The following is a 25,728-nucleotide window of genomic DNA, read 5'->3' on the forward strand; positions in this document are numbered from 1 at the left end:
CTTCTTCTGTAATGTACCTGATACCATAACTTTTCTACAGTAAGATATTCATTTGAAGTAGAGGTAACGGAAGCAGTTATGTTCCATTAGTGGAGAGTGTATGCGTGCATTTTTACTTTATCTTACCGCCCTTATCCTTATCTATATCTATAATGGAAGGATATGTCCTTTTGTTTCAAACCTTCCATCGTGGCAGATTGGGCTTCTGGTACTTGTTGTTCTTGGGGGGGCTTATTTAGTCAGGACTCTATGTTATATAACAGTAGTTTTTAAACAGAGGCTTGATGTGCAGGCCAAGATGGTCGGCTGGATGGATTTTGCACTATTCTTTGCTGCCGGTTTAAGTATGGTTGGCTTTTATAGCATTGTGCATGGTTTCCCATTGATTGAAAGCGGAAGTAAAGTTTTGATGGGGACATTAGCTATTGGCTTTTTTGTTTCTATAGACCTTGCGCTTGAACATAGCCGGAAGGTTATGCAGATGGCTCGGCGTATGGAATGGACGTATGCACTTCCCCAGTATTACTACCCCATAACCACAAAATTTTTCTTGTTCGGCACGATAACTGTTTTGCTGTTTGCCTCACTGGTTGTCGCTGTTGTCACCCGTGATTTATATTTGCTGAGTGAGATGGAGGGGCACGTCAGTAGGGCACACATTGTGTTGGCGCGTAAGTCGATTCTTATAGACATAATTTTCATTATGATGGTGCTCATCGGGTTTACTCTTAACTTGCTTTATTCGTATTCACTTAATCTACGAATGCTTTTTGAAAGTCAGACAGGAATACTGGAGCGTGTGAGCAAAGGGGATATGGATGACTTTGTACCGGTGATGAGTTCTGATGAATTCGGCATAATTGCAGGGCATACTAATTCGATGATTACAGGCTTGCGTGATCGAATTCGCATGATGGAAGGGCTTAAAGTTGCAAGCGAAATGCAACAGGCGCTCTTTCCTAAAAAGCGTACAGACTTTGCTGGAGTGGATATCGCAGCAACTTCTTTATTCAGCGATGAAACAGGCGGAGACTTTTTTGATTTTTTAGAAAATCTTGGTCCTGAGAAAAATGAAATGGTCGTTGTGCTCGGTGATGTGACTGGTCATGGCATTGGCGCTGCGTTGTTAATGGCATCAACTCGGGCATATTTGCGGATGCAGGCAGAGTATCAATACTCTCCGGGAGTTCTTCTTTCGAATACAAACAGACTGCTTGCTTATGATAGTTACGGTACAGGACGCTTTGTAACACTGTTCTGTTTACATATTTCAGGTGGTGATAATTTGATAAAATGGGCAAGTGCAGGGCATGATCCCGCTATTATTTTTAATGGGGAAACGTCTGAGTTCAGGGATCTTAAAGCACGCGGGCTGCCGTTGGGCGTAATGCCGGAGACCGAGTATGAAGAGGTGTGTTGTGATGCGTTATGTTCCGGTGAAGTGATGCTAATCGGCACAGATGGTATTTGGGAAGCAATGGATGCGAATGGTCAAATGTACGGAAAGGATCGGCTGAAAGAGGTTATTCGGAAGAATTATGATAAGACGTCGGCAGAGATTTTACATGCCGTTGCTGAGGCTGTGAGGGGGTTCCAAAATGGTGAGCCGCAATTGGATGATATCACAGTTGTAGTGCTAAAAGCAGATTGATAGGATTTTATTAGTAAGCTATTTCAGCCAAATATGGATTTAACTAAAAATGCAGCAAAACATATCCCCCCGCGAAAGCAAAGCGCTATTGAGGGGGGATATGTTTCAAGTCGGTTGGCTATTCGTAGGTCTGACCTTTGTAGCCTTCACGCATTGGAGCGTTCCGCAGGTAGTCTTGATTGTAATTCGGGTTTCGTTGTTGCGGTGGACGATAACCTTTCGGTACGTTTGTGTGCTGCATGCGATGCTGCATTTGTGGTGAAATTGGGTATACAGGTTGGCCATTTACCATAGTCGGTTGTTCTGTCTCCATTTCATGGAGTCTATGAAGCAGCATTTCACGTCCTGTGATATCAAGATCGAAGTTGGCTTTGAGAACTTTTTGTTGTTTTTTTAGGCTGTTCATAAGAGCCTTACGTGCTCTTTCCCGTTTCATTTCGATGGTAGCTTCTTGAGCTGGAGATTTCATAGCGGAGCGTTGTAGCATCATGTGCTGATGTTTGAGTGTGAGCAGTTCGTCATATAGTGGTTTGTTCTGGATTGAAAATTCTGTAAGTGTCTTCATGAGGCTTGCACGTTGCTCAGGTGTCAGATTGGCTGCTCGAATTTTGGTGCACATAGGACAGCGGTTAGGTAATTTTTGCATGTGCTGACCATATGGGGAGCCTTGTTTCATCATCTTTCTTTGACGCTCCATCATTTGCACTTCAGGAGTGTAGTGTTTGGTGATGCCACTAGGAGATGTGTACGTTTTAGGTGCAGCATTCGCGGTCTGCTGCATTTCTTCTGACTGGGCTGCTTGTGGTGCAAAAAGCACTGTCGCGCAGAATATTAGCAAGCAAATCTTTACCATTTTCATGGTAGAAACTCCTCATGGTTGTGTGTTTCAAATCTTAGACCCTAGAGAAAGTAAAGCGTATTTGCGGCTTGTATTAACAGTATTATCGACTCATCCCGCTACTGTTGCGCTATTAAATACCGGAACTCAAAAAAGTAACTGAAAGCAGAAGTCGCGCCGGTATTTCATGCTTGTCAGAGTTAGACTTTACAGACAGAATGGCGTATGTAAGCACGTTCAACAAGTTACAAAAATAATGGGGCTGTAACCATTTGTATTGGTACAGCTTCTTACATGCACTAGATTTTTACAGGAGGAGTGCCGGAAACGGCCGTCCGAGACTATATGGCGAAACTGGATAACATTCGAAATTTCAGCATTATTGCGCACATTGACCATGGTAAATCTACTCTTGCGGACCGTATTCTTGAAATTACCGGTCTGGTAAGTGAGAGAGACCAGCGTGAGCAGTATCTCGACCGCATGGAGCTTGAACGCGAACGCGGTATTACCATTAAGGCACAGGCGGTACGTATTCCGTACAAGGCTAAAAACGGCGAAGAATACGTTTTGAACCTGATTGATACACCGGGCCACGTTGACTTTGGTTACGAAGTATCCCGCTCCCTTGCAGCCTGTGAAGGCGCTTTGCTTGTTGTGGACTCCACACAGGGTGTTGAAGCGCAGACTCTGGCTAACGTATACCTCGCATTGGATCACGATCATGAAATCGTGCCTGTGCTGAACAAAATTGATCTTCCAAGTGCTGATGTAGACCGTGTTTCTGCTGAAATTGAAGAAAGCATCGGTCTTGATGCGACAGAAGCTGTTGGCGTAAGCGCTAAAACAGGTTTGAACGTAGATCAGGTACTTGAAGCTATTGTAGAGCGTCTTCCTGCTCCTAAAGGAGATAAGGATGCGCCTCTTAAAGCGCTTATTTTCGACTCTTGGTATGACTCATATCAGGGTGTAATTGTTATGTTCCGTATAATTGATGGTACCGTGAAAAAAGGCGATAAAATACGTCTTATGGCTACCGAGAAGGAATATGACATTACTCGTCTTGGTGTGTTTAGTCCTGAAATGGTCGAGATGAAGGAACTGTCTGCCGGTGAGGTAGGGTTCCTTTGTGCGACTATTAAAGAACTGGGCGATGCTAAGGTTGGTGATACTATCACTCTGGCCAATAATCCTGCAGACAAAGCCATCCCTGGATTTAAAGAAGTTCAGCCTATGGTGTACTGTGGTCTCTATCCTTCAGATTCCCAGGATTATGAAAGTCTCAAGTACGCGCTTGAAAAATTGCAGTTAAACGATGCTGCGTTCCAGTATGAAGCAGAAACCTCTCAGGCTCTTGGTTTTGGTTTCCGCTGTGGTTTCCTTGGCCTTTTGCACATGGAAATTATTCAGGAACGTATTGAACGTGAGTTTAATATTGATCTTATCGCAACTGCGCCTTCTGTAATTTATAAGGTAGAAACAGCAGACGGCGTTGTTCACGAAGTGGACAACCCTGCAAAGCTGCCTGATCCAAGTAGAACAGAAGCATTGTATGAGCCATTTGTTCGTTGCGAAATTCACGTTCCAGACGAGTATGTTGGTAACGTGCTGAAGCTGTGTGAAGAAAAACGCGGTATTCAGAAGGATATGAAATATCTGACTACTAACCGTGTTATCATCACCTACGAACTGCCGTTTGCTGAAATTGTGTATGATTTCTTTGATAAGTTGAAATCATACACCAAAGGTTATGCTTCTATGGATTACGAGATCATCGATTACCGTGAAGCCAACCTTGTTAAGCTTGATATGTTGATTAACGGCGATCCGGTAGATGCTTTAGCAACTATTGTTCATAAAGATAAAGCCTACTACCACGGCCGTGCTGTAGCTCTTAAACTGAAACGCAGTATTCCGCGTCAGTTGTACGAAGTAGTTATACAGGCTGCCATTGGTCAAAAAATTATTGCACGTGAACGTAACGCGCCGCTGCGTAAGAACGTTACTGCGAAGTGTTACGGTGGTGATATTTCCCGTAAGCGTAAGCTCCTTGAGAAGCAGAAAGAGGGTAAAAAACGCATGAAACGCATGGGTAACATTGAGTTGCCACAGGAAGCGTTCCTTGCTGCTCTTAAAATCGGCGACGAGTAGGTTTGACTGCCCGTTTTGCGGGCTAACTAATCAGGAATAGGAAGAATGGGTAATACAGCAGGTAAAAGTGGATTGAGAGAATATTTGGAAGCCCTTGGGGTGGCACTGATTCTAGCGTTAATTATCCGCTCCTTTGTAGTTCAGGCCTTTACCATTCCGTCAGGCTCCATGCTTCAGACTTTGCAGATCGGTGACTATCTGCTGGTTAACAAGTTTGCCTATGGTGTTCGGTTCCCGTTTTCAATTAAAGAAACAAATCCGGACGCACCGTCTATGTGGGCACGTTACTCTGTAGTACAGGGTAGCGAAATGATCTCCGTAGGCGATCCGGAACGTGAAGATATCGTGGTATTTGAATACCCGAGAAACCCTTCTGTTCATTACATCAAGCGTGTTATCGGTATCCCTGGTGACACAATTGAAATTCGAAATAAGGTATTGTACCGAAACGGCCGTAAGGTTGATGAGCCATACGTTCAGCATACGAAAGTAATGCCTGGCCCTGGAGACAACTACGGTCCGGTAATCGTGCCGGAAGGCAAATATCTTATGCTTGGTGATAACCGCGACGAGTCTTATGATTCCCGTTTCTGGGGCTTTGTAGACCGTGACGCGATTGTCGGTAATGCATTGATCATTTACTGGTCTATGGACGGGATGCGTTCTATCCGCTGGGATAGATTAGGCATGATAGTTCAACAGTAAGATGACATAAAAAAGTAAGCCCCTGACAGATATCTGTCAGGGGCTTTTTTTATGTCATAAGTTCGTTCGGCTGAGGATTTATTAGACTTGAATGGAATGGGTAGTTGGCTTGTCGGTCAGAGCAACATTATCCATTTTGCAGGTCTGTAATGATGGCTTGTAACTCATTGGCTTGAAGTGCCAATGTTCCGAGTGTGTTTCGTGCAAATTTCATAGCTTCAAAAACGTCTTGTGAAACTCTGGAAACATCAGAAACAGCTTTGTTGATTTCTTCACTAGCTGTTGATTGTTCTTCAGCAGCCGCGGCTATGGAGGCAACTTGTTCACTTGAAGTTTGAACAACTGAGACAATTTCAGCTAAGTTATCTCCAGCCTCCTTTGCAAGGCTTGTAACTTCTGAAACGGCTGTTGTTGTACTATGCATCCCCTCAACAGTGTTGTGGGTTCCGGATTGGATTGCTGTGACTGCATTGCCGACCTCGTGCGTTGCTTGCATAGTTTTTTCTGCAAGTTTACGTACTTCATCTGCTACGACAGCAAACCCTCGTCCAGCTTCTCCAGCACGTGCAGCTTCGATGGCGGCGTTGAGAGCAAGCAAGTTAGTCTGGTCTGCAATATCAGTGATTACGCCCATGATTTCACCAATACCATTTGCATGAGTATTTAGCTCGTCTAAGCCTTGTTGCATCATGTTAAAGTTGATTTGTACTGTGGAAACTCCATCCGTCACTTTATGTACAGCAGCTGCACCATGCGTAGCCATTTCCTTTGCAGCTTGGGTGTGCTGTGAGGTGCTGGAGGCATTTTGTGAAACATCGAATACCGTGGCATGCATTTGCTCCATTGAAACAGCGGTTTCAGTAAGACGTGAGTTTTGTGTACTAAGCTGTTCAGAGGTGTCATCAACAATTTGCTGTAATTCATTAGCAGATGAAGTCACATGGTTCACAACCGCGGCAAGGCGTGACGCTGCTTCTGTAATACCTTCCTGCTTGGCCTTTTCTGCCTGTTCGTTTGCCAGTCTGGCCTGTTCAAGTGCTTTCTCTGCAAGCGATGTCTTTTCTACCGCTTGTTGCTTCATTTCATCGGCTTCTGTGATGAGTTCCTTAAGCATGGAAACCATATGCTGCAGAGAGGAAATCAATTCGCCAATTTCATCCTTATGCTGATAATCGATGAATGCATCGAGGTTGCCGTTTGCAATAGAATTTGCATAGTTAACGGTGCGTTCAAGCGGAGTTGTGATTCCTTTTATAATGGTGAATCCTAGTCCCGATAATACGAGAGCCGTTAACAAATAGATAATAACTGAAGTCCATATCCCTTTTTCAAATATGTTGTTGGACTCATTGGTAAGCTCGGTGGCTTGTTGTGTAGTATCATTAATTCTGTTCTGGATTATCTGTAGAACGGTGCTGCTGTTGGCATCAAGTACATCATCTATTTTTGAAAATTTGACTTCAAGGTTATGGAGCGTGGTTGTCCATTCAGAAATTAGGGAAGGCAGTATGCGGCAACCTTCTTCTTCCAGTTTTTTTGCTGCGGCTTCCATTTGAGAACAAAGTTCCAGTTCCTCTGATGTTTGCGCAAGCATGCTCAGGGAGTCAATGTTAGATGATATAGTATCGAGCTGTGATTTTAGCATGGATGCATTTTTACTCGAGATACCACTATCTTTATCCATCAGTATTTTTAAAGTGATAAGAGAGAAACTGTTTGAAGCAAATTTGAGATCTGCAATTTCCGAACGTACGCTTCGAAGAGCATTACGGGATGCATAGTACCGTGCTAGATTGTCGGTCATAGAGAGTAGAAGATCGCTTTGTTTGCTTATACTTTTTTCAGTATTTTTAATCTTTGTAGTCAGATCAGCCTTTGTGCTGGTCAGGTCTATAATGAGATTACGCAAATCTATTTCAGTGGCTTGTAAAAGATTTGAAATGGACTGCCTTACTTCTGGAAGCCATTTTTCATTTTTAACAAAAGGAGCTAGAAAATTACAGGCTGCCTTGTTTTCTGCTGTAAGTTGTTTGATCCTTTCTAGCCGTTCCTGAGAGATGTCACCCTCATTTTTATCAACAATACAATCTAAAGCGAGTCGCGTAGCTTCGTTCGTAATTGACTTAAGGTCAGAAAGACCTTTTGTGATGTCCTGGTGAGTGTTTACAGACTCAACTGATGAAAAAATTTGAAATGCTGTTTTTCCACCAATTCCGCCAATAATGGTAATAGCAACGAGACCGGATGCAATGAGCAGAATGAGCTTTTGTCTGATTGAAAGTGACATAATGGATATTCCTGTAAGTGCCCGTAAAGGCTTGGTATGGGCGAGTGGGGTTAGATTGTTAAAAAAAAGAAATAAAAACTCGCCTTACTTTTACTGCTTCGTAAAATAATAAGGCGAGTTATGTTTAATTAGTTAACACCTTTTGATGAAAGGAATCCGCTGTACTGTTTATCAGTTCCTTTGATGTGGTGAGTAAGCCAATTTTTTAGGAACTTCATAACATCCATGGTGACTGTCAACTTGCCGGAACGTACACCGTTTTCAAAGTCGACAACCTCTGAAACAAACTTGCGGTGTTGTTCGACGTGTTCTTTGGTGTCTGGGTAACCGTGTTTTGCAAACAGGTCTTCTTCATAGCCGAAGTGAGTGACCGTGTAGTTTTTCAGGTTGTCGATGACATCTAACAGCTCATTATGGCTGCGGCGTGCTTTCATAGCGGCATGCAGTTCGTTTATCAAGGAAACAAGAACCTTGTGCTGGTCATCAATGGAATTGATTCCAACTGAAAGGTCGTTATTCCAAATAAGGAGAGGTCCATCGATGGCTGCAGCATTTTCAATATTACCTTTTGCAAGACTGGAAATCATGGAGTCCAGTTCTTCTACAAGGCCGGAAAGCTCTACAACTGCATTGGCAGCACTGTTCATGCCTGTTGCAGTTTCAGAAGCAACACGGGTTACGTCAGAAATGGCACGGTTAATTTCTTCAGATGCTGCGGACTGTTCTTCAGATGCAGTTGCGATAGAGGAGACCTGAATAGCTGTCTCATCAACGATGGTCACAATCTCTTCCATGAATTTTCCGGATTCAGTCGCTGCTTCGGTGGAAAGGGCAATGTCATTTGCTGCAAGCTCAACTGCCTGTACGTTCTGTTGGGCATGAGACTGGATTAGTTCAATAGCGCCGCCTACTTCCTGTGTTGCCTGCATTGTTTTCTCTGCAAGTTTACGAACTTCGTCTGCAACAACAGCAAAGCCACGGCCTGCTTCACCTGCACGGGCTGCTTCAATAGCCGCGTTTAGTGCCAGTAAGTTAGTTTGATCTGCAATGTCAGAGATGGTTACCATAATCTGGCTGATTGCATCGGCCTGCATACCGAGCTGTCCCATCGTCTCTTTCAAATTAAAAATACGTTTCTCCATCTGCATGATGGATTCAACAGCACGGCGAACTCCGTCAGCACCGGTTTCAGCATTTTCTTTAGAATCGGAAGCTGAAGTTGCTGCACTGGAAGCGTTCTGCGCAACTTCAATAACGGTGCAGTTCATTTCTTCCATTGCAGTGGCAGTTTCAGTCATTCGCATGTGCTGAACATCAACTCCTGCGTTAACCTGTTCGATTTGGGAAGAAAGTTCGTGTACTGCGCCGAATGCTTTAGTGGAAAGGGTATGGGCGCGACTTGCTACATCTTGCATTGAAGCAAGCATGTTTTGCACCTTCTCATCTTGTTCTTTTGCCGCATTAAGTGCGCGTTGGGATTGTTCTTCGGTAATTTTAATGAGTTCGTTGCTTTTTTGAGCTTGGGATATCTGTTCTTTAAAGTTGGCAATTATTCCAAGCAGTGAGTCTTTAACCTCTTTGAACTCAAAGTTAAAAGATCCTTCAAGCTGGGCATCAAAATTACCCTTATGGATTTTTTGGGCGAACTTATGAATATTGTTGAGCGGAGAAATGAGCTGGGTGCGTACATTGATGATGGTGAGAACCATTACAAGAAAAGCCGTAAGCATGAGGGTACACTGAATTGTATGCCGCATGAATTCATTTTCTGCACCGGAAAGTGAGAAGTCGGTGAGAAACATCAAGACGACAGTGCCGAAAAGAAAAGCAACAGATGCTGTAAGTCTGTTTTGTAGAGTCATGTGAACTTCCTTTGCGAGAGTAAGTCAAATTCACCTAAATATTTTAGAGATCGCGGTGGTGAAAATAAAAAGACTCTCTCCCCCCTGAAAAGATAATTATACTGGATTGATGTGAAAAAGTGGTCGCATTGCTGTGACAATCCTAAAATTCAATATCGGCGTGATTGCGCTAATCTTTAAAAATCTATAACGTTTTTCTTTTGCTACGTTTCAGGTGTTCTGATTTCTTATGATTATTGCGAGGAAGTTGTGATTACTGTTGTCTCCTGTGCTGCTCTAGCTGGAATTGATGCCTTTACAGTTGAAATGGAAGTAGATTTAACCCGTGCCGGTCTGCCTGCATTTACTATGGTCGGCCTTGCGGAAGGTGCTGTTCGTGAAGCGAAAGAGCGTGTGATGGCTGCCTTGAAGAACACGGGGCATAAGTTGCCGCCGTCACGTATTACCGTGAACTTAGCTCCGGCAGATAAACGCAAGGCGGGAAGCGGGTATGATTTAGCCTTAGCCCTTGGCTTGCTGGGGGCGGCTGGAATTATTTCATCTAAAGCGTTGCAAGGGTATTTTTTTGTCGGTGAGCTTTCTTTGACGGGTGAGTTGAAGCCGGTGTCAGGTGTGTTACCAATAGCTATTCATGCCCGTGAGATGGGAGCAAAAGGACTTATTGTTGCACCGGATAACGCAGAAGAAGCAGCTGTTGTGGAAGGGCTGCCTGTGTATTCCATGACAACTCTTGGAGAGGTCATAGAACATGTAACTGGAACAACAGTGTTTGAAGCAGCAACTCCACCTGTGTCGGAAAAGAGTGCTGCATTAGAGTGGATGCTCGATTTTGCAGAGGTGAAAGGGCAGGAGCATGCTAAACGTGCAATTGAAATTGCTGCAGCCGGTAATCATAATTTATTATTTGTCGGCCCTCCAGGAAGCGGGAAGACCATGCTTGCAAAACGAATTCCTACCGTTTTGCCTCGTCTTACCTTTGAAGAGACCCTCGAAGTAACAAAGATTTATTCTGTCTCCGGCCTCCTTAGTAAAAAACGCTCTCTCATAACAGACCGTCCATATCGTTCTCCGCATCACACTATTTCTGATGTCGGTTTGGTTGGTGGCGGAACATACCCGAAACCGGGGGAAGTTTCCCTTGCACATCGCGGCGTACTTTTCCTTGATGAGTTGCCGGAGTTCAAAAAATCTGTGCTGGAAGTAATGCGTCAGCCTCTAGAAGATGGTAATGTTACTATCTGCCGTTCCAGCATTTCTTTGTCATTTCCATCAGACTTTATGCTAGTTGCCGCAATGAACCCGTGTCCTTGCGGGTATCTTACAGATGACCGGCATCCGTGTATTTGTAATAGCAGGCAAGTAGCAAATTATCGTTCTAAATTGTCGGGACCGCTGCTGGACAGAATTGATCTGCATGTTGAGGTGCCTGCGGTTAAGTACGATGACTTGCAGTCGACTACTGGTATTAGTTCTGTCGAGATGCGTTTGCGTATTGAAGCAGCTAGAAAGATTCAGGAGGAGCGGTATAAAGGAACACCGTTGAAGACGAATGCTGATCTTTCAGGTCGATGGCTTGAGAAGTTCACTCCGATTACAGATGCGGAAAATACGTTTTTGCGTAACGCGGTTGATGCTCTTGGGCTTTCCGCACGAGCTTATACTCGTGTACTACGTATTGCCAGAACAATAGCAGACTTGGAAGGTGCAAAGGATATCGCTGTAGCGCACATAGCTGAAGCGATAAACTGTCGAACTCTTGATAGGGAATAAAAAAAGTCCCTGCCGCTCTGAAGGTGGCAGGGACTTTTTTGTGCTGTTAAATTACGTCATCCGAAAGGCTTGAGTGCGGTTCATACGTTGGCAGCTGAAATATTCGTATGCTAGTCGGACGCAGCTAGTCTTAGTCCAAGTCCAACAAGGATAGAGCCTGCTGTTGCTTCAATGTATGATCGGCTTTTAGGAGCAGAAATAACCTGTTTTGCTTTTCCCACAATGCTGGCGAGCAGGCATTGCCAGATAAACGAGATTCCGAAGTGGATGCTCGTTAAAAAGAAAATTTGGGCTACAGGATGTCCGCTTGAATTCATAAATTGCGGCATGAAGGTAATGTAAAATACTGCAGTTTTCGGGTTCAAAACGTTAGAGAGAATTCCTTCTCTGAATGATCTTGAAACACAGACTTTTTCTGCACGGGCAGCAAGTTCTTCAGCCCCCTTGGCGCTTGCGTACCGCTTTTTTGCATCCCATAAGTTTTGGCAACCAAGCCAGACGATGTAGAATGCACCGATGATTTTAATAAAGTGGTACAGTTGAGCAGAGTTGTAGAGAATAAGTGCAAGCCCGCAGCCGGAAATGGTGGCGTGGAAAAAGAGCCCCGTACAGATTCCTGCGCTGGTTATTGCGCCATCTGTAAGTCCACCTCGAATGCTGTTGCGGATAACCATCATGGTATCTGCACCCGGGATCATTGCAAGAATGGTGATTGCGATTAAGAATTCGCCAAAATTATCCGGTAGCATGTGACACTCCTACATATCGAATCAAAAAAATCTATCGTATTAGCTAGTCAGAAGCAGCCAATTCTACACCCAATCCAACAAAGGGAATAGTTGTTACAGCGCCGATTCTGGCACGTGCTTCAGATTTGTTTTTTTAAGCGCAAAATTTGTAATCATGAGCGTGTCGTTCGTGCATGGTTACAAGTGGTAAGTGAGCACAGACAGTGACAGAAACACTTTTTGTCTGCAACGGGAAAAAAGAGCTTTTTTTGCTTCAGGTGGTTGGAGGAAGCCCTGTGTCTTGTTTAATTTTTTCGGGTGTTATCTCACTGCGTTCATGAAATAAAAAAGGGCTGTCCTATATCGGTAGGACAGCCTTTTAGATTTCAATGAGTAGTAAGTTGTTTGAAAAAATATTTGCTGGTTAAAGCATGGGGGTGAAGCAGGTTGAGGGGGAGGCAAAGTCTGCGATACTAGTCTGAGTTGGAGGTAACGCTCTGATTCAGACTATTTTTTCTTCTTCTTTTTTCCGCCTTTTTTGCCACCACCGGAGCGGCGTCGTGGTCGGCCGCCGGTTTTCGGACGTGGAGCCATCTGGCGTTCTTGTCGTTTGGTGTAGGTTCGCTCTGTGCCTGTACGAGCCTGTTCTTCTAACAGTTTGTGATAGTTGTCGAGTCTGCGTTGAGTAAGCTTTCCTGCTGCTATAGCCTGTTGTACAGCGCAGTCTGGCTCCTGATCGTGTTGGCAGTCGACAAATGCACAGCTTTCAATGAGTTCCTGAATATCGTGGAAAACTTCTTTTACTACTTCTTCGCATGGTGGGAGTTGTAGTTCGCGGAAGCCTGGAACATCCATGATGGTACCGCCACATGGCATCAGGTATAGGGTGCGGCTGGAAGTAGTATGCCGACCTTTACTGTCTGCATCGCGAATAGCACCTGTCAGGGTGACTTCTTCTTTCATCATTGTGTTGATGAGGGTAGATTTACCTACACCGGAAGAACCTACAAGGGCGATGGAGTGGCCATGGCCGCACCAGTCTTTAAGGAGAGTTGCTGTGCGCTCTTCGCGTCCGTCTACAGCAAGGACAGGAACATTTTGGTAGAGTGTTTTTGCGTCGGCAACGCAGCTGCCTACAAAGGACTGGTTTGCTTCATCTGCCTTGGTGAGAATGATAACCGGCTGGGCTCCGCTTTGGATTGCCAGTGCCAGATAACGTTCGAGGCGGGATAAGCTGAAGTCGTGGTTCAGTGAGGAGACAATAAAAACTGTGTCCAAGTTTGCTGCAACCAGCTGGACAGTTTTTTCGTTTTGTGGAGAACGACGCACAAAGACGGTTTTTCGTTCCAGCATGCGCACAGGATATTGCTTGTTTTTGTCGAGTACAAGCCAGTCACCGACTGTCGGTTTAGCTTCTGCTTTACCGCCAAGCCAGTTACCCGGAAGTGGCATCTGCACTTTTCCGAATTTGCCCCATACATTCATAAGCACTGCATGTATGCTGGAAACGCGACCAACGTGTTCCGTGGTCTCGTCTTCGGAAAGCTGTTGGCTGAAGTGTTCAGACCAGCCAAGTGTGCTGAGAATCGAGTCTTTCTGCATATCGTCCGTCTGCAAGAGTGTTGTCTCCTCCGGTCACATAAAAGAAACCGATGCGTAATTTTGTTGATGTTGTGTGTGCAGTATAGCAGAGCGTGCGTCAAGTCCCAAATGCCCGCTGCTTGCTGCATAAAAAATAGCGGATGAACTATAGTTCATCCGCTATTTTCTGATGTTATTATTCGTGTAGCAACGCGTTAGTTTTTAACTGCGTTTTCAGAAGCGTACACTTCTTCAAGGATGGCGTCTGCGCCTTGCTCTTTTACTACTTCAGCAAGGTCAAGACCAATCTGACGTGCATTTTCTTCATTACCTGTCGCAGTCTCATGGATTTTGCGAACACCTTTGAGGTCTGCAACAAAGCCTACCATTTCGAAGTTGTCTTCATCTGTCATGGTAGCGAAGCCAGCGATAGGTACCTGACAACCACCCTGCAAACCGTAGAGGAAACCGCGCTCAGCTTCTACGCAGATACGGGTAGGACGGTGTTCGAGGAATGCAAGCATTTCGTGCAGGTCTTCACGATCTTTATGGAATTCGATGCCAAGTGCACCCTGACCGACTGCTGGCAGGAAGCGTGGTGCGCCGAGAATTTCATTCTTTGGTGCAGAAAGACCAAGGCGTTTAAGACCGGAAGTTGCCATGACGATAGCATCAAACTCACCGTCCATGAGCTTACGTAGACGTGTGTCTACGTTGCCGCGCAGGGAAACGATGTTGAGGTCAGGGCGAAGAGCCAGTAACTGGGACTGACGACGCAGAGAGCTTGTGCCCACTGTTGCGCCTTCAGGAAGGTCATCAAGAGAATCGTACTGTACAGAAAGGAAGGTGTCAGACGGGTTTTCACGCTCAGGGATACAGCCGAGAATCAGACCTTCAGGAAGTTCCATAGGAACGTCTTTCATGGAATGTACAGCAATGTCAGCGCGTCCATCGAGCAGTGCTTCTTCAATTTCCTTAACAAAAAGACCTTTGCCGCCAACTTTGGCGAGTGGCACATCAAGGATGATGTCGCCTTTTGTTTTAAGGATTAAAAGCTCGACAGTGGTGCCTTCGTGTTCTTTTTCGATACAGTCTTTAATGTGGTTCGCCTGCCAGAGTGCAAGCTTGGAACCTCGGGTAGCAATAACGATTTTCTTCATGTCATGTCCGAAAGTGCTTGGTAGTTCGAGTGGTATCTACGTGTTAGCCGCAGGTAGAACAATTGCCGCCGGAGCAGCCGGAACAGCTGGAGCCGCCGGAAGAACCGGTAGGGGCGGAGATGCTGCCTCCGGACATTTTAAACTTGGTAGCAGAGAGTAATTTGTAAGTATTGGAAGATTTGCATTCTGGGCATTCTGGAGTTTCATCACCAAAAACAAGTTCTTCAAACTCTTTACCGCAGTCTTCGCATTTGTATTCGTACAAAGGCATAGCCGTTGCTCCTTAACTATCTATTTTGGCGAATAGATAGTGCGAAATTGAAAAAGGTCAATATATACAACAGAAAATTTTTATTCGGCGGCTTCTAAGTCCGGCTGAAGCGCAGCTGCGTCTTCAAACAGATAGTAGTCCGTAAGCTGGCAGAGGAGGTGCCCGATAGTGAGCTGTACTTCCTGAATAAGCGGTGTGTGGGAGTGTGGAACATCCAACAGGATGTCGCAGAGTTCGGCCATTTTGCCGCCACCGTTTCCGGTAAACCCTACAGTAAGAAGACCACGTTCTCGGGCTGCATTAAATGCGTTGATGATGTTGGTAGAGTTGCCGGAAGTGGAAATACCAACGAGGATGTCGTTTTTATTTCCCAGAGCCTGAACCTGTTTTGAAAAGACAAAGTCATAGCCGTAGTCATTACCGATGGCTGTGAGAATAGAAGTGTCTGTGGTCAGGGCAATGGACGGAAGTGGAGGGCGTTCGATCAAAAAGCGGTTTACGAATTCTGCTGCAAGGTGTTGTGCATCTGCTGCACTGCCGCCGTTACCGCAGAATAAAATTTTACCGCCTTTTGCAAGGCAAACAGCAAACTTGCGCGCAACAGCATCAATTTCTTCTGCGTGCTTAGAAAAATATTCTTCACGCAGGCGTGCGCCTTCGCGTGCATGTTCTAAAATAGTGTCTATTGCTTGTTGAGTCATCAATTCTCCAAACGCACTAAGGTGGATACGATATTGTCTACAGGTCAGTATCACCTGACGGAAAGGAAGTACACTATATAGGCGGGTGTGACAATGACGGAAACTGGATATGAAACAGTCATAAATTTCGGTAGGCTATAAGAAATTTATCTTGATCTTGCTGACTTGGTTGTAAGAAAATACAATTAACCGACTTGATTTACTGTTGCCTTAAAAAAGCTGGTGGTACAATTGGATTTATGCGATTCATTTTATCATACATTTCTTGAAGTCATAGCTGGTTTTTACTAGAGAACTGCGATGCACCATAATATTTCTACTATTTGTATTGTTACAAAAGCCTCACATGCAGATGCCGCGGCACTCGGGCAAAAGTTGCTCGGGTGGTTTGCTGCACGCGATGTAGAGGTAATTATTTGCGAAAATGGTACACCGGAATGGGTACACACCCGCGACGATGTAAAGTGTGATCTCGTGATTGTGCTGGGTGGAGATGGAACGCTACTTAGCGTTGCACGGCAGCTTGTAGGGCGAGAGATTCCGCTTGTGGGAATCAACATGGGGAAGGTCGGCTTTCTTGCTGATATACCGAGTGATGCATGGGAAGAGCGTTTGCAGGCAATTCTTGACGGCGAAGTGGAGTTTCGCAGAAGGCTTGCTCTTTCTTGCACTGTGACCCGTGGTGATGAGACTGTTTTTAGCGGTGTTGCGGCAAACGACTTTGTTATTAACAGAGGGGCGCTTGCCCGTATTACTACACTTGATCTTGCAATAAACGGTACCTCAATGGGTGAAATCCGTGCAGACGGTATCATTGTTGCCTCCCCATCCGGTTCTACAGGGTATGCTATTTCCGCAGGTGGTCCGCTTGTACATCCAGATATGGATGCGTATTCAGTCACACCTGTCTGTGCATTTTTACGTAGCTTTTATCCTATGGTGTTACCTGGGGAACATGTGTTCACTGCCACCGTGCGTACGCATGATGCAGATTTGTTCCTGACACAGGACGGACAGGAAGGGGTTTTGCTGCACCCTGATGATATTGTTTCCATTTCGAAAGCCAAAGGCGGTCTGCTGTACGCTGAATTTGACGATAATTCGTATTACAAAAAGCTCATCACAAGAGGATTTATTCGCGAAAACTGCTAGTCTTGGACAGCTATTAGACATGAGGGAGAAGAGAGATGGGGAAAGTACTGCCTGCTATTGAGTCTGCCAGAGATGTGCGCTGGGGACAGGATGCAGCCATGGACGCCTGGTTGCACCACTTTAAGACAGAAAACAACATTGAACACCTCATGAATCCTGAACGCGTTGCTTCTGATGAGCAATTGAAGTTCATGGTTGCCCTTGATGAACAACAAGTTTTTATTCCTTGTTCAGATGAAACACTTATGTGTTTGATGGAAGAAGAACCGTCTGATGAACTTATGCGTGAGTATGGACGGATATGGTTGCATACCGTCCGGCTTATTCGTAAGCATGCGTTCAACAAATATCATGAGCGCAAGGTGATAGGATTTTGTCGCCTGCGGTTTAAGACGCATTTATTATCGCGGATTATGATTCCATCCCGCCTGCTGAAACGCATGAATAGTATTGTGCTTACGCAGTGTTCTTTGGTTGATCCATATAGTACAAAGAAACTGGCTGCCAACCGCAGTGCGTTTGAGTTTTTTACGAATTCTGCCACTGACAGAATGCTCTATTCAACGCCGTCTGAGTGCATGTATAACCCTGACTTGCGTAATCTCAGATCGGAATTGGACATAATAGAACTGGTACGCCTGATGTATTTTTCCACGATGCCTGAGTTGTGGAGTAACGGTACGCCTTCATATCTTGATATTGAAAAAGAGATAAACAAGCCGTGTCCGACATCCCATGCGTTGGAAGTACTTCTTGGTACGGAAAAAGATGATCGGAAAACAATCCTATTTTTGCCGGATAGCAGTGGAGGAATTGTGTTTGACCTCTACTTTATTCGGGCGTTACTCAGGCTTGGGCATAAAGTTATTCTGGCATTGAAAGAAGGTTTTATTTTTGATTCTCCGACGTTCTGGGATGCTATGCAGGACCCCGTACTGGTCGAATTGTGCAAGACTGCTAAGATGGTGCCAAACGACACCATTTCTAAGAACCTCTTGCTGGCATTGCTGCGTTCGCATCGGTTCCTGATTGTTTCTGATGGAATGCGTGAGAAGTTGAACCTTTACAAAACTAATGTGACTTTTTCTCGTGCTTGGAAAGAATGTGACATTGTTTTTGCTAAAGGAGCAGACAACTTTGACAACCTGTTGAATTGCGGGCACAGCTTTACCCGCGACGTGCTCGGATTTTACAGAAAAGATGACGGCACTTTCGTCCTTGAAGCAAAAACACGGGCCAGCTGTGTGCGAAAATTTAGTGAAGAAGCCATTAATGAGATGGCAAGCCGAATTATCGAACAGATGCGCAAGGAAAAGCAGAAAGGGCGAACTGTTATGTTTTATAGCGCTGTTATCGGTTCTATTCCTGGTGAAACCGACACTGCTATCAAACTTGTAAATACGTTTGTTTCCCATTTGCGTACCCGACTTGATAGAACATTCATCATTAACCCTGCCGAACACTTCGAAGAAGGTATGGATGGTGATGACTTGATGTTCATGTGGGAACAGGTTCAGCGAAGCGGGTTGTTGGACGTCTGGCGTTTTCAGACAGTTGAAGATATAGAAACGAGCTTTGCTTTGCTTGATCGTAAGGTTCCGTCCGTTTGGTCGGGTAAGGATTCTACGTTTTCTACCGGTTGTACAAAGGAAATGCGTATTGCATTGGATGTACAGAAGAAGAATCCGGAATTACAGATCATCGGGCCAAGTTCAGAGAAATTTTTCCGTAGAGCAGAATATGGCGTCGGTAAATACTACGATGCCGGTATTACCTCTATGTAACGTAGAGTACTAACAATAAATTAACTGGCTACCCTGTGCTTATCGCACGGGGTAGCTGTTCTTCGGTATGTTCCGGAAGATAGATGTAAGGAGAGTGTTATGGCTGATTTTGAAGTAGTCATCGGGCTTGAGGTTCATGCTCAGCTCAAGACGGAATCAAAATTATTCTGTTCCTGTTCGACCCGTTTCGGGTCTGATCCGAATGAAAATGTGTGTGAAGTATGCTCCGGTATGCCAGGAGCATTGCCTGTCTTGAATGCCAGAGCTGTTGAATTTGCTGCTAAAATGGGTCTTGCAATGAACTGTACTGTAAGCCTTGACTCTATTTTTGAGCGTAAAAACTACTTCTATCCTGATTCTCCTAACGGCTATCAGATTTCTCAGCTTGATAATGCAATCTGCCAACATGGTCATATCGAAATTCCGGTTGGTGATTCCTTGAAGCGTGTGGGCATTACACGTATCCAGCTTGAGAACGATGCTGGTAAGTCTATTCACTCTCAGGCAGAAAATCTTTCATACGTCGACTTTAACCGTACAGGTGTTCCGCTCATCGAGATTGTTTCTGAGCCGGATATGCGTAGCGCTGAAGAAGCAGTATCCTACCTCAAGACATTGCATTCTATTTTGCTCTATCTTGACATCTGTGATGGTAACATGGAGGAAGGCAGCTTCCGTTGTGACGCAAACGTGTCTTTGCGTCCGCGTGGCCAGAAAGAATTCGGTACTCGTGTTGAATTGAAAAACATGAACTCCTTCCGTAACGTGCAGCGTGGTATTGAATACGAAATTACTCGTCAGGAAGATCTTATTCTTGATGGTGAAGAAGTTATTCAGGAAACTCGTCTCTACAACGCAGAGAAGAATATCACTGCTTCCATGCGTGGTAAGGAAGAAGCACATGACTACCGTTACTTCCCGGATCCTGACCTGATTCCAGTTAAGTTGACAGAAGAACAGGTTGCTTCATGGAAGGGCGAGTTGCCGGAACTCCCGCTTGAAAAGCGTGCTCGTTTTGAGGAAGAGTTTGGCTTGCCGGAGTATGATGCTAACTTGCTTACACAAGATAGAGGTATCGCTGAGTACTTTGAAGCTGCCGTAAAAGCGTTTAATAATCCTAAAAAGTTAAGTAACTTTATGATGGGTCAATTCATGCGTGAATTGAATGAGCGTAATATTACAGTTGCAGACGTTGCACTTCAGCCTGAAAACTTTGCAGAACTTGTTCGAATCGTTGAAGAGGGCATGATATCTACTAAGATTGGTAATGATGTTTTGCCTGAACTTATGGAACAGGATGGTTCTGCAGAGGCCTTTGTAAAAGCTAAAGGTATGGTTCAGATTTCAGATTCCTCTGAGCTTGAAGCCGTTGTGGACGAAGTAATAGCAGAAAATCCATCCGAAGCAGAAGCTTACCGAGGTGGTAAACATAAATTACAAAGCTTTTTTGTTGGTCAGGTTATGCGTAAGACGCGAGGAAAAGCAAATCCTGCTCTTGTTAACCAATTACTACAGAAGAAATTGCAGTAAGATACATAAAAGTAAAAAAAAGGACGCCATAACAGGCGTCCTTTTTTTTGTTTGCTTGAAGATGTTGGCTAGACAAGGATCAGGTAAGTTGAACGGTTCTATATTGTACCTAAAAATTTAGTTAGTATTAACAAACAACATTGTGAGTAAAAAATAAAAAAAAATATACGAAAGAAACATGATGTTATTCATTTTTATATAAAGTGAATATTAATTGAACAAGAATGTTCTTTTGTCTCTTTACTGGCATAGTAAAATACTGTCATAAAAAAAGTATCATGAATAAAAAGTGCTTTGTTTGACGAGGGGTAGAAGAAAATGTATTTAGGCATGAATAACATTTGTGTAATGTAAAAGAGTTGTGCCTAGTCGTTGAGCAATAGTATTTCATGAGGTGCATTAAATGGAAGACTACTTAAAAGAAGCGTTGGAGATTGTTAAGGCGCAAGCTAGTGTGCGGACTATGACAGAGGAAGAAATTACCTCTATGGTGAAAACACTTGCGTCTGGCATTAAGGTTATCAGTGAAGATGATGCTCTTGCTGAAGAAACACAAGAAGCTGCAGTAGATCCAAAAAAGTCTATCAAAGAAAAGACTGTTACATGTCTTGAGTGTGGAAAGACTTTTAAGATCTTAACAAAGCGTCATCTTGCGTTACACGATCTTGATGCAATTTCTTATCGTGAAAAATGGGGGCTGAAAAAGAATACGCCGTTGGTTTGTAAGGCATTACAGCGCGAACGACGTAAGAAAATGAACAATATGAAATTGTGGGAAAGAAGACGCAAGAACGAAGAGTAACAATCTGCTTTGTATTTCGAGGATACAGAAGTAGTACTTTTGCGATGCTTGCTTTTTCAATCGCATAATACAGATTGTGCAGATATGATACAGATCTTATCTGTAAACATTAGGGGATTTAATACACGAAAAAACGCCTCATTTGAGGCGTTTTTTTTGTTTTGTTTATGAAAGCTTCGGAGGGCCCTGAACGATCATCTCAGCCAGAGTGAGGTTGACTCTCGGGGCTGTTTTAAGAGCGGGCCCTGCGTACTTCATTTCCAGTTGAGCCAGTTCTTGGTAGAACGGGGTGCGGTTCAGCATAGGAATTAAAAATTCCTCCATGCCTTCTACTTGTTCACGGAAGCGGTAGCAGCCTTGGAAGTAGCGCTGCTCTCCGTTCGGCAGTATCATTAAGTTTTTTGTGCCGTGCATGCGGCAGATCATAAGGCGGTAGTCATACAGCCCGCACAGTCCATCTTCGTTTAGTGGACACATAACGTGGGGGCGTTCGTTTTTGGTGAGAGCTTCATCATACTGTGCTACTACATCTTTTGCACGCTGGATAAAGTAGTTTCGCTTTTCTTCTGAAAGCGAATTCAAGCCCTTCCATAAGTACGCCCACTCGATGTATGTGTGATGCTGGAAGTAGCTATAGCAGCAGTTATCTTGGCAGCCTGCACAGGATAGACCTGCTTCAGCAGCAGTTTTAGCATAGGCATCTGCCATGTTCTTGTAGAGTTTGGCCAGCTTACCGAAGGTACCTACTGTTGCTGTGCGTTTATTTTTCTTTTTCATGACTGTACTCCCAACTTTTTCAGAAGAGTTGTTACGCACTCGCCTGGTGTCTTGTCATCGCACTGGATAGTTACGGTTGCGTACTTCTTATACAACTCCGCACGTTCGTTGTAGAGATCTTCGATGGTCTGTCCCGGAGCAATAGCAAGGCCGCGGTCAGGTTTTTTGCTGATGCGCTCAAGAATTTTCGGGAGGCTGACATCCAGATGGCATACCGGCCCAAGAGATCTCAGGTGCTCCATTGCTTTTTCTCTGTACACAACACTACCACCGGTGGCGATTACGCAGCGTTTTGCACGAAGCGCGCTTACTACGGTACATTCGACATCAAGAAATTCTTCTTTCGTCATAGAGTCGGTAACAGCCTGCAAGTTGGTTCCATACTGGCCTTCAATAAGATGGTCGGTGTCAATAAATACCCAGCCCAGCTCGTGAGCAAGAATCTTCCCTAAGGTTGATTTTCCTGCACTTGCCATGCCTATAAGGGTAATACAATCTGTTTCGTTTGGGTAATCTGCCATGAATGTTTCCTTGCTAATCTGGTTATCGCCTTTTGTTCTGCCTGTAGAGGCTGGCTGTGTCAATGCTGCTGGGCGTTGTCTCAGGTGCATGGATACAAAAAAAGGCAGGTTCGTAAGAACCTGCCTTGAAGGTCGAGCAGTAAACTCGCAGCGAATTAACGCTTGGAGTACTGGAAGCGAGCACGAGCGCCACGCTGACCGTATTTTTTACGCTCTTTCTTACGAGCGTCACGGGTCAGGAAGCCTGCTTTTTTGAGTGCTGGACGCATGTCAGCGTCAACTTCGAGCAGTGCACGGGAAATACCGTGACGTACTGCAAGAGCCTGGCCGGACATACCGCCACCAGCTACGTTAACTTTGATGTCAAACTTTTCGAGCATCTTAACGAGCTCGAGAGGCTGACGGATGATCATCTGAAGAGTCTTGCGTGGGAAGTACTCATCGTAAGGACGACCGTTAACAGTGATCTGACCGCTACCAGCGTAGAGGCGGGTACGAGCAGTAGCGTTCTTTCTTCTGCCTGTGCCGTAATCAAATTCGTTGGACATAGTAATCTCCTACCTCTAATCTAGTACTTAAGCTCAAGAGCCTGAGGGTTCTGAGCAGCATGTGGGTGCTCGGTACCAACGTAAACTTTAAGCTTTTTCATGAGAGCGCGACCAAGACGGTTCTTTGGAAGCATACCCTGAACAGCTTTACGGATAACATCTTCAGGTTTTTTCTCAAGCATGGTCTCAAGGTTAGCTTCTTTGAGGCCACCTGGGAAACCGGTGTGACGGTAGTACATTTTGTCTTCCATCTTTTTACCGGTAACTTTGATTTTTTCACAATTCACGACTACGATAAAATCACCGTTGTCAACGTGAGGTGCGAATTCTGGCTTATGTTTGCCACGAAGGCGGTGTGCGATCTGGGTAGCGAGACGACCGAGGATCTGGTCCTCTGCGTCAACTACGAACCACTCGCGAGTGATATCTTCAGGCTTAGGGCTGAAAGTTTTCATCTATATTACTCCTAGTGTCGAAACACGTTGGCTCTTATGGAGTTCTTGTTTCCATGTCAATAAAACAATAAGATCGGTCAGCCCAAAGCCGGCGGTTGTAAACGGGGGGATCCAGATTCTGTTACAAATCCTGGAAAAAGACCTCCGGCTTCGTGCGGAAACATCGTTCTTATACCATGACCGATTCGTTGCCAAGTGATTTTTGTGAAAATATGAGGATTTTTTATCATGTCAAGTATTCGTAAGGGATTGCTGCAGACCGTTTTTTCTGGCGCATACATGAAACGCTGGAATGATAAATTGCGTCCTGCTGAGCTGTATGAGGTCGATAAACAAGCACATAAGATGATAATCGCATGGCTGCTGCTACAGGAAAATACCCGTGGTATGGAGTTGGAAGAACGTCGTGTGCTCGGTGATAGAATTGTGGAGTGGGGTATCTTCGATTACCTCTTCCGACTTGTCATTACAGATATCAAACCGCCTGTGTACTACCGGATTAAAGAAAACCCTGAGCACTACCATCAGTTGGTGAAATGGGTGCAAGGTGAGCTTGAGCCGGTGTTGGATACTCTCGGTGCTGATTTCTGGATGCGGTTTATCGCATACTTTGATCCGGAGAGAAAGCATGAGCTTGCGGATGAAATTCTTGCCGCTGCGCATTTTTATGCAAGTAGCTGGGAATTTAAATTGATTGAAGGACTGAATTCGTTTGATGACGAATTGGACGAAATTCGCGCATCATTTGATGCCCAGCGGGAATCGTTTCAGAGTTTGAAAGGGTTTCGGGTGCTGATGGACCATAAGCATCATGCACTGGGTAAATTTGCCAATTTGTGCGGTCAATTACGTTTTCAGAAACGCTGGTCACAGATGCCGCGTATTCCGGAAACATCCGTTATGGGACATATGTTTCTGGTTGCCTGTTATAGTTATTTTTTCTCGGTTGTGCAGGATGCTTGTCCAGCCCGCCGACAGAACAATTTTTTCTGCGGACTGTTTCATGACCTGCCGGAGATGTTGACGCGTGATATTATTTCACCGGTTAAAAAGTCTGTGAAGGAGTTGGATGTACTCATTAAAGCTTATGAGGACGAAGAACTTGAACGGCGGGTGTTCCAGCCGCTGCGCGATGCCGGATATACGTACATTGTAGACAGACTCGGCTATTTCCTAGGCACTTCAACAGGCTCCGAATTCCATGATTGCATCGAGCGTAATGGGAAAGTAGAGCTGGTTACATTTGAAGAGATTCAGTCCATATATAATGATAACAGCTATAATCCCAAAGATGGCGAAATGTTGAAGGTGTGCGATGAACTCGCCGCATATATTGAAGCATACACTGCGGTACGGAATGGCATTTCAATTAATGAGTTGAACTTGGCTATGTGGCGCCTGCGGGATAAATATCGTAAAAAATCTATAGGGAATATTCACGTTGGTGCTTTAATGTCGGATTTTGATTAGCAAGAATTTTTGCTTGTAAACCTCCCCTTATAATAAGGGGAGGTTTTTTATTTTAGATGGTTAAAGAAAAATATAAAAAATGTGTAACCGTGAACCAGTTTGAAACGATGTAGGTTATAGAGAGGTGCTGGTTTATGCTTCCTCCATGGATACAACCTTTAACTACTGATGCCTGCTACATAGTGATAGGAGGGCGTCAAGATGTTCATCTTCTTCTTTGATTGGTTCAGTTAGAAATTCATGTTGCGAGTTAAGAAGCGGATGAACTGGTCTTGTGTTAGATATTTTCTTTTTCAAAATGAGCAGATGGTAACGCCCAATTTGATTTAGATAATGATTGAGTTTTACGAAAAGTTTTTTTCGTATCCGAAGTAATAAATTGTGGCCGGAGTACAGATGGACGCGATCAATGAGGACTGGAAAACAGTCTGCACCGTGCTGAAGGGTGAAACTGCAGCGTATGCATTGATCATTGATCGATACCAGAGTCATGTCTCGACTATTGTGGGGGCTCACGTACCGCAGCAGTGTGTGCCAGAAGTAGCTCATGATACCTTTGTCCGTGCCTATGGCTCACTTGCTTTGTATGTACCCAAAAAACCGTTCAAACATTGGCTGACAACTATAGCTCTAAGGGCCTGCACGGACTTTTGGCGTTCCCATTATCGAAAAAAGGAATCACCGGTTTGTGATTTTTCGGATGATTCTGCGAAGTGGTTTGAAGCAGTTTGCTTAGCTGAATCAAAAAGTGAATTTGAACGATTGAGTCAGGCTCATGAGGCTAGAGATGTGTTGCATCGTGTACTTGATTCTCTGGCACCGTTGGACAGAATGATTTTGATAATGACCCAGCTTGAAGAATACTCCAGTAAGGAAACAGCAGAGCTGTTGGGCATTAGCTCTGCTAATGTGAAAGTCCGCACGTTCAGGGTAAAGTGTACTCTTAAAAAGCTTTTGAAAAAGTTCGGGATAGAAGGGGCATGA

At 44.6% G+C, this 25,728-nt stretch carries 22 protein-coding genes; 10 read left to right on the top strand and 12 right to left on the bottom strand.

From position 1 onward, the window contains the following. The first annotated feature begins 100 nt into the window (after positions 1 to 100). On the top strand, positions 101 to 1,651 hold the full coding sequence (locus BUR09_RS14510) for a PP2C family protein-serine/threonine phosphatase (RefSeq protein WP_074217672.1): 1,551 nt from the start codon (positions 101 to 103) through the stop codon (positions 1,649 to 1,651). A 118-nt stretch (positions 1,652 to 1,769) separates the two neighbouring features. Here the strand turns inward: BUR09_RS14510 and BUR09_RS14515 are convergent, their stop codons facing one another. Beyond that, positions 1,770 to 2,510, bottom strand: a complete 741-nt coding sequence (locus BUR09_RS14515) for a hypothetical protein (protein WP_074217673.1) — start codon at positions 2,508 to 2,510, stop codon at positions 1,770 to 1,772. A gap of 324 nt (positions 2,511 to 2,834) precedes the next feature. On the opposite strand from BUR09_RS14515, the gene lepA reads away from it, so the two are divergent. Both lepA and lepB read left to right on the top strand, forming a co-directional pair. After that, a complete protein-coding gene (gene lepA, locus BUR09_RS14520) occupies positions 2,835 to 4,640 on the top strand; it encodes a translation elongation factor 4 (RefSeq protein ID WP_074217674.1) in 1,806 nt (601 codons plus the stop codon). A gap of 45 nt (positions 4,641 to 4,685) precedes the next feature. Continuing rightward, positions 4,686 to 5,345, top strand: coding sequence for a signal peptidase I (gene lepB / locus BUR09_RS14525; protein WP_074217675.1), 660 nt, complete (start codon positions 4,686 to 4,688; stop codon positions 5,343 to 5,345). A gap of 127 nt (positions 5,346 to 5,472) precedes the next feature. On the opposite strand, the gene BUR09_RS14530 is transcribed toward lepB, so the two are convergent. Both BUR09_RS14530 and BUR09_RS14535 read right to left on the bottom strand, forming a co-directional pair. Continuing rightward, positions 5,473 to 7,632, bottom strand: coding sequence for a methyl-accepting chemotaxis protein (locus BUR09_RS14530; protein ID WP_074217676.1), 2,160 nt, complete (start codon positions 7,630 to 7,632; stop codon positions 5,473 to 5,475). A 128-nt stretch (positions 7,633 to 7,760) separates the two neighbouring features. Further along, positions 7,761 to 9,494 (bottom strand): bacteriohemerythrin, encoded by a 1,734-nt coding sequence (locus BUR09_RS14535; RefSeq protein WP_074217677.1) that lies wholly within the window; start codon positions 9,492 to 9,494, stop codon positions 7,761 to 7,763. Between the two features lie 249 nt (positions 9,495 to 9,743). Between BUR09_RS14535 and BUR09_RS14540 the strand changes: the two genes are divergently transcribed. Next, the gene (locus BUR09_RS14540; RefSeq protein ID WP_074217678.1) at positions 9,744 to 11,264 is read left to right on the top strand and encodes a YifB family Mg chelatase-like AAA ATPase; all 1,521 of its coding nucleotides are present in this window, start codon (positions 9,744 to 9,746) and stop codon (positions 11,262 to 11,264) included. A gap of 110 nt (positions 11,265 to 11,374) precedes the next feature. Here BUR09_RS14540 and BUR09_RS14545 read toward each other — a convergent pair whose 3' ends face one another. The 5 genes from BUR09_RS14545 to BUR09_RS14565 all read right to left on the bottom strand — a co-directional run bounded on the left by BUR09_RS14545 (position 11,375) and on the right by BUR09_RS14565 (position 15,705). Continuing rightward, positions 11,375 to 12,013 (bottom strand): LysE family translocator, encoded by a 639-nt coding sequence (locus tag BUR09_RS14545; RefSeq protein WP_074217679.1) that lies wholly within the window; start codon positions 12,011 to 12,013, stop codon positions 11,375 to 11,377. Between the two features lie 486 nt (positions 12,014 to 12,499). Next, positions 12,500 to 13,609 (bottom strand): ribosome small subunit-dependent GTPase A, encoded by a 1,110-nt coding sequence (rsgA, locus tag BUR09_RS14550; protein ID WP_139296864.1) that lies wholly within the window; start codon positions 13,607 to 13,609, stop codon positions 12,500 to 12,502. 179 nt (positions 13,610 to 13,788) lie between these two features. Further along, on the bottom strand, positions 13,789 to 14,733 hold the full coding sequence (gene hemC / locus BUR09_RS14555) for a hydroxymethylbilane synthase (RefSeq protein WP_074217681.1): 945 nt from the start codon (positions 14,731 to 14,733) through the stop codon (positions 13,789 to 13,791). A gap of 43 nt (positions 14,734 to 14,776) precedes the next feature. Beyond that, the gene (locus tag BUR09_RS14560) at positions 14,777 to 15,004 is read right to left on the bottom strand and encodes an FmdB family zinc ribbon protein (protein ID WP_074217682.1); all 228 of its coding nucleotides are present in this window, start codon (positions 15,002 to 15,004) and stop codon (positions 14,777 to 14,779) included. A gap of 80 nt (positions 15,005 to 15,084) precedes the next feature. Next, positions 15,085 to 15,705: a D-sedoheptulose 7-phosphate isomerase gene (locus BUR09_RS14565; protein WP_074217683.1), complete on the bottom strand. Its 621-nt coding sequence runs from the start codon at positions 15,703 to 15,705 to the stop codon at positions 15,085 to 15,087. Between the two features lie 300 nt (positions 15,706 to 16,005). Between BUR09_RS14565 and BUR09_RS14570 the strand changes: the two genes are divergently transcribed. The 4 genes from BUR09_RS14570 to BUR09_RS14585 all read left to right on the top strand — a co-directional run bounded on the left by BUR09_RS14570 (position 16,006) and on the right by BUR09_RS14585 (position 20,973). Further along, the gene (locus BUR09_RS14570) at positions 16,006 to 16,857 is read left to right on the top strand and encodes an NAD(+)/NADH kinase (RefSeq protein WP_074217684.1); all 852 of its coding nucleotides are present in this window, start codon (positions 16,006 to 16,008) and stop codon (positions 16,855 to 16,857) included. Between the two features lie 35 nt (positions 16,858 to 16,892). Next, positions 16,893 to 18,641, top strand: coding sequence for an ARMT1-like domain-containing protein (locus tag BUR09_RS14575; protein WP_074217685.1), 1,749 nt, complete (start codon positions 16,893 to 16,895; stop codon positions 18,639 to 18,641). Positions 18,642 to 18,740: 99 nt separating this feature from the next. Next, positions 18,741 to 20,171, top strand: coding sequence for an Asp-tRNA(Asn)/Glu-tRNA(Gln) amidotransferase subunit GatB (gene gatB / locus BUR09_RS14580; protein WP_074217686.1), 1,431 nt, complete (start codon positions 18,741 to 18,743; stop codon positions 20,169 to 20,171). Between the two features lie 403 nt (positions 20,172 to 20,574). Further along, complete coding sequence (locus BUR09_RS14585; protein WP_074217687.1) at positions 20,575 to 20,973, top strand: MucR family transcriptional regulator; 399 nt, start codon at positions 20,575 to 20,577, stop codon at positions 20,971 to 20,973. 165 nt (positions 20,974 to 21,138) lie between these two features. On the opposite strand, the gene BUR09_RS14590 is transcribed toward BUR09_RS14585, so the two are convergent. From BUR09_RS14590 to rplM, 4 genes are all read right to left on the bottom strand, one after another. Next, positions 21,139 to 21,750 carry a hypothetical protein gene (locus tag BUR09_RS14590; protein WP_074217688.1) on the bottom strand — a complete coding sequence of 204 codons (612 nt, stop codon included), beginning with the start codon at positions 21,748 to 21,750 and terminating at the stop codon, positions 21,139 to 21,141. Beyond that, positions 21,747 to 22,271, bottom strand: a complete 525-nt coding sequence (gene thrB, locus BUR09_RS14595) for a homoserine kinase (RefSeq protein WP_074217689.1) — start codon at positions 22,269 to 22,271, stop codon at positions 21,747 to 21,749. Before thrB ends, BUR09_RS14590 begins: the two co-directional genes overlap by 4 nt. A 155-nt stretch (positions 22,272 to 22,426) precedes the next feature. Further along, a complete protein-coding gene (rpsI, locus tag BUR09_RS14600; protein ID WP_074217690.1) occupies positions 22,427 to 22,819 on the bottom strand; it encodes a 30S ribosomal protein S9 in 393 nt (130 codons plus the stop codon). Positions 22,820 to 22,839: 20 nt separating this feature from the next. Continuing rightward, positions 22,840 to 23,274, bottom strand: a complete 435-nt coding sequence (gene rplM, locus BUR09_RS14605) for a 50S ribosomal protein L13 (RefSeq protein WP_074217691.1) — start codon at positions 23,272 to 23,274, stop codon at positions 22,840 to 22,842. Positions 23,275 to 23,502: 228 nt separating this feature from the next. Between rplM and BUR09_RS14610 the strand changes: the two genes are divergently transcribed. Together BUR09_RS14610 and BUR09_RS14615 are read left to right on the top strand one after the other, a co-directional pair. Continuing rightward, on the top strand, positions 23,503 to 24,744 hold the full coding sequence (locus BUR09_RS14610; RefSeq protein WP_074217692.1) for an HD domain-containing protein: 1,242 nt from the start codon (positions 23,503 to 23,505) through the stop codon (positions 24,742 to 24,744). A gap of 396 nt (positions 24,745 to 25,140) precedes the next feature. Next, complete coding sequence (locus BUR09_RS14615; protein ID WP_074217693.1) at positions 25,141 to 25,728, top strand: RNA polymerase sigma factor; 588 nt, start codon at positions 25,141 to 25,143, stop codon at positions 25,726 to 25,728.

The sequence above is a fragment of the Halodesulfovibrio marinisediminis DSM 17456 genome, assembly GCF_900129975.1.
Taxonomy (GTDB): Bacteria; Desulfobacterota; Desulfovibrionia; order Desulfovibrionales; family Desulfovibrionaceae; genus Halodesulfovibrio; species Halodesulfovibrio marinisediminis.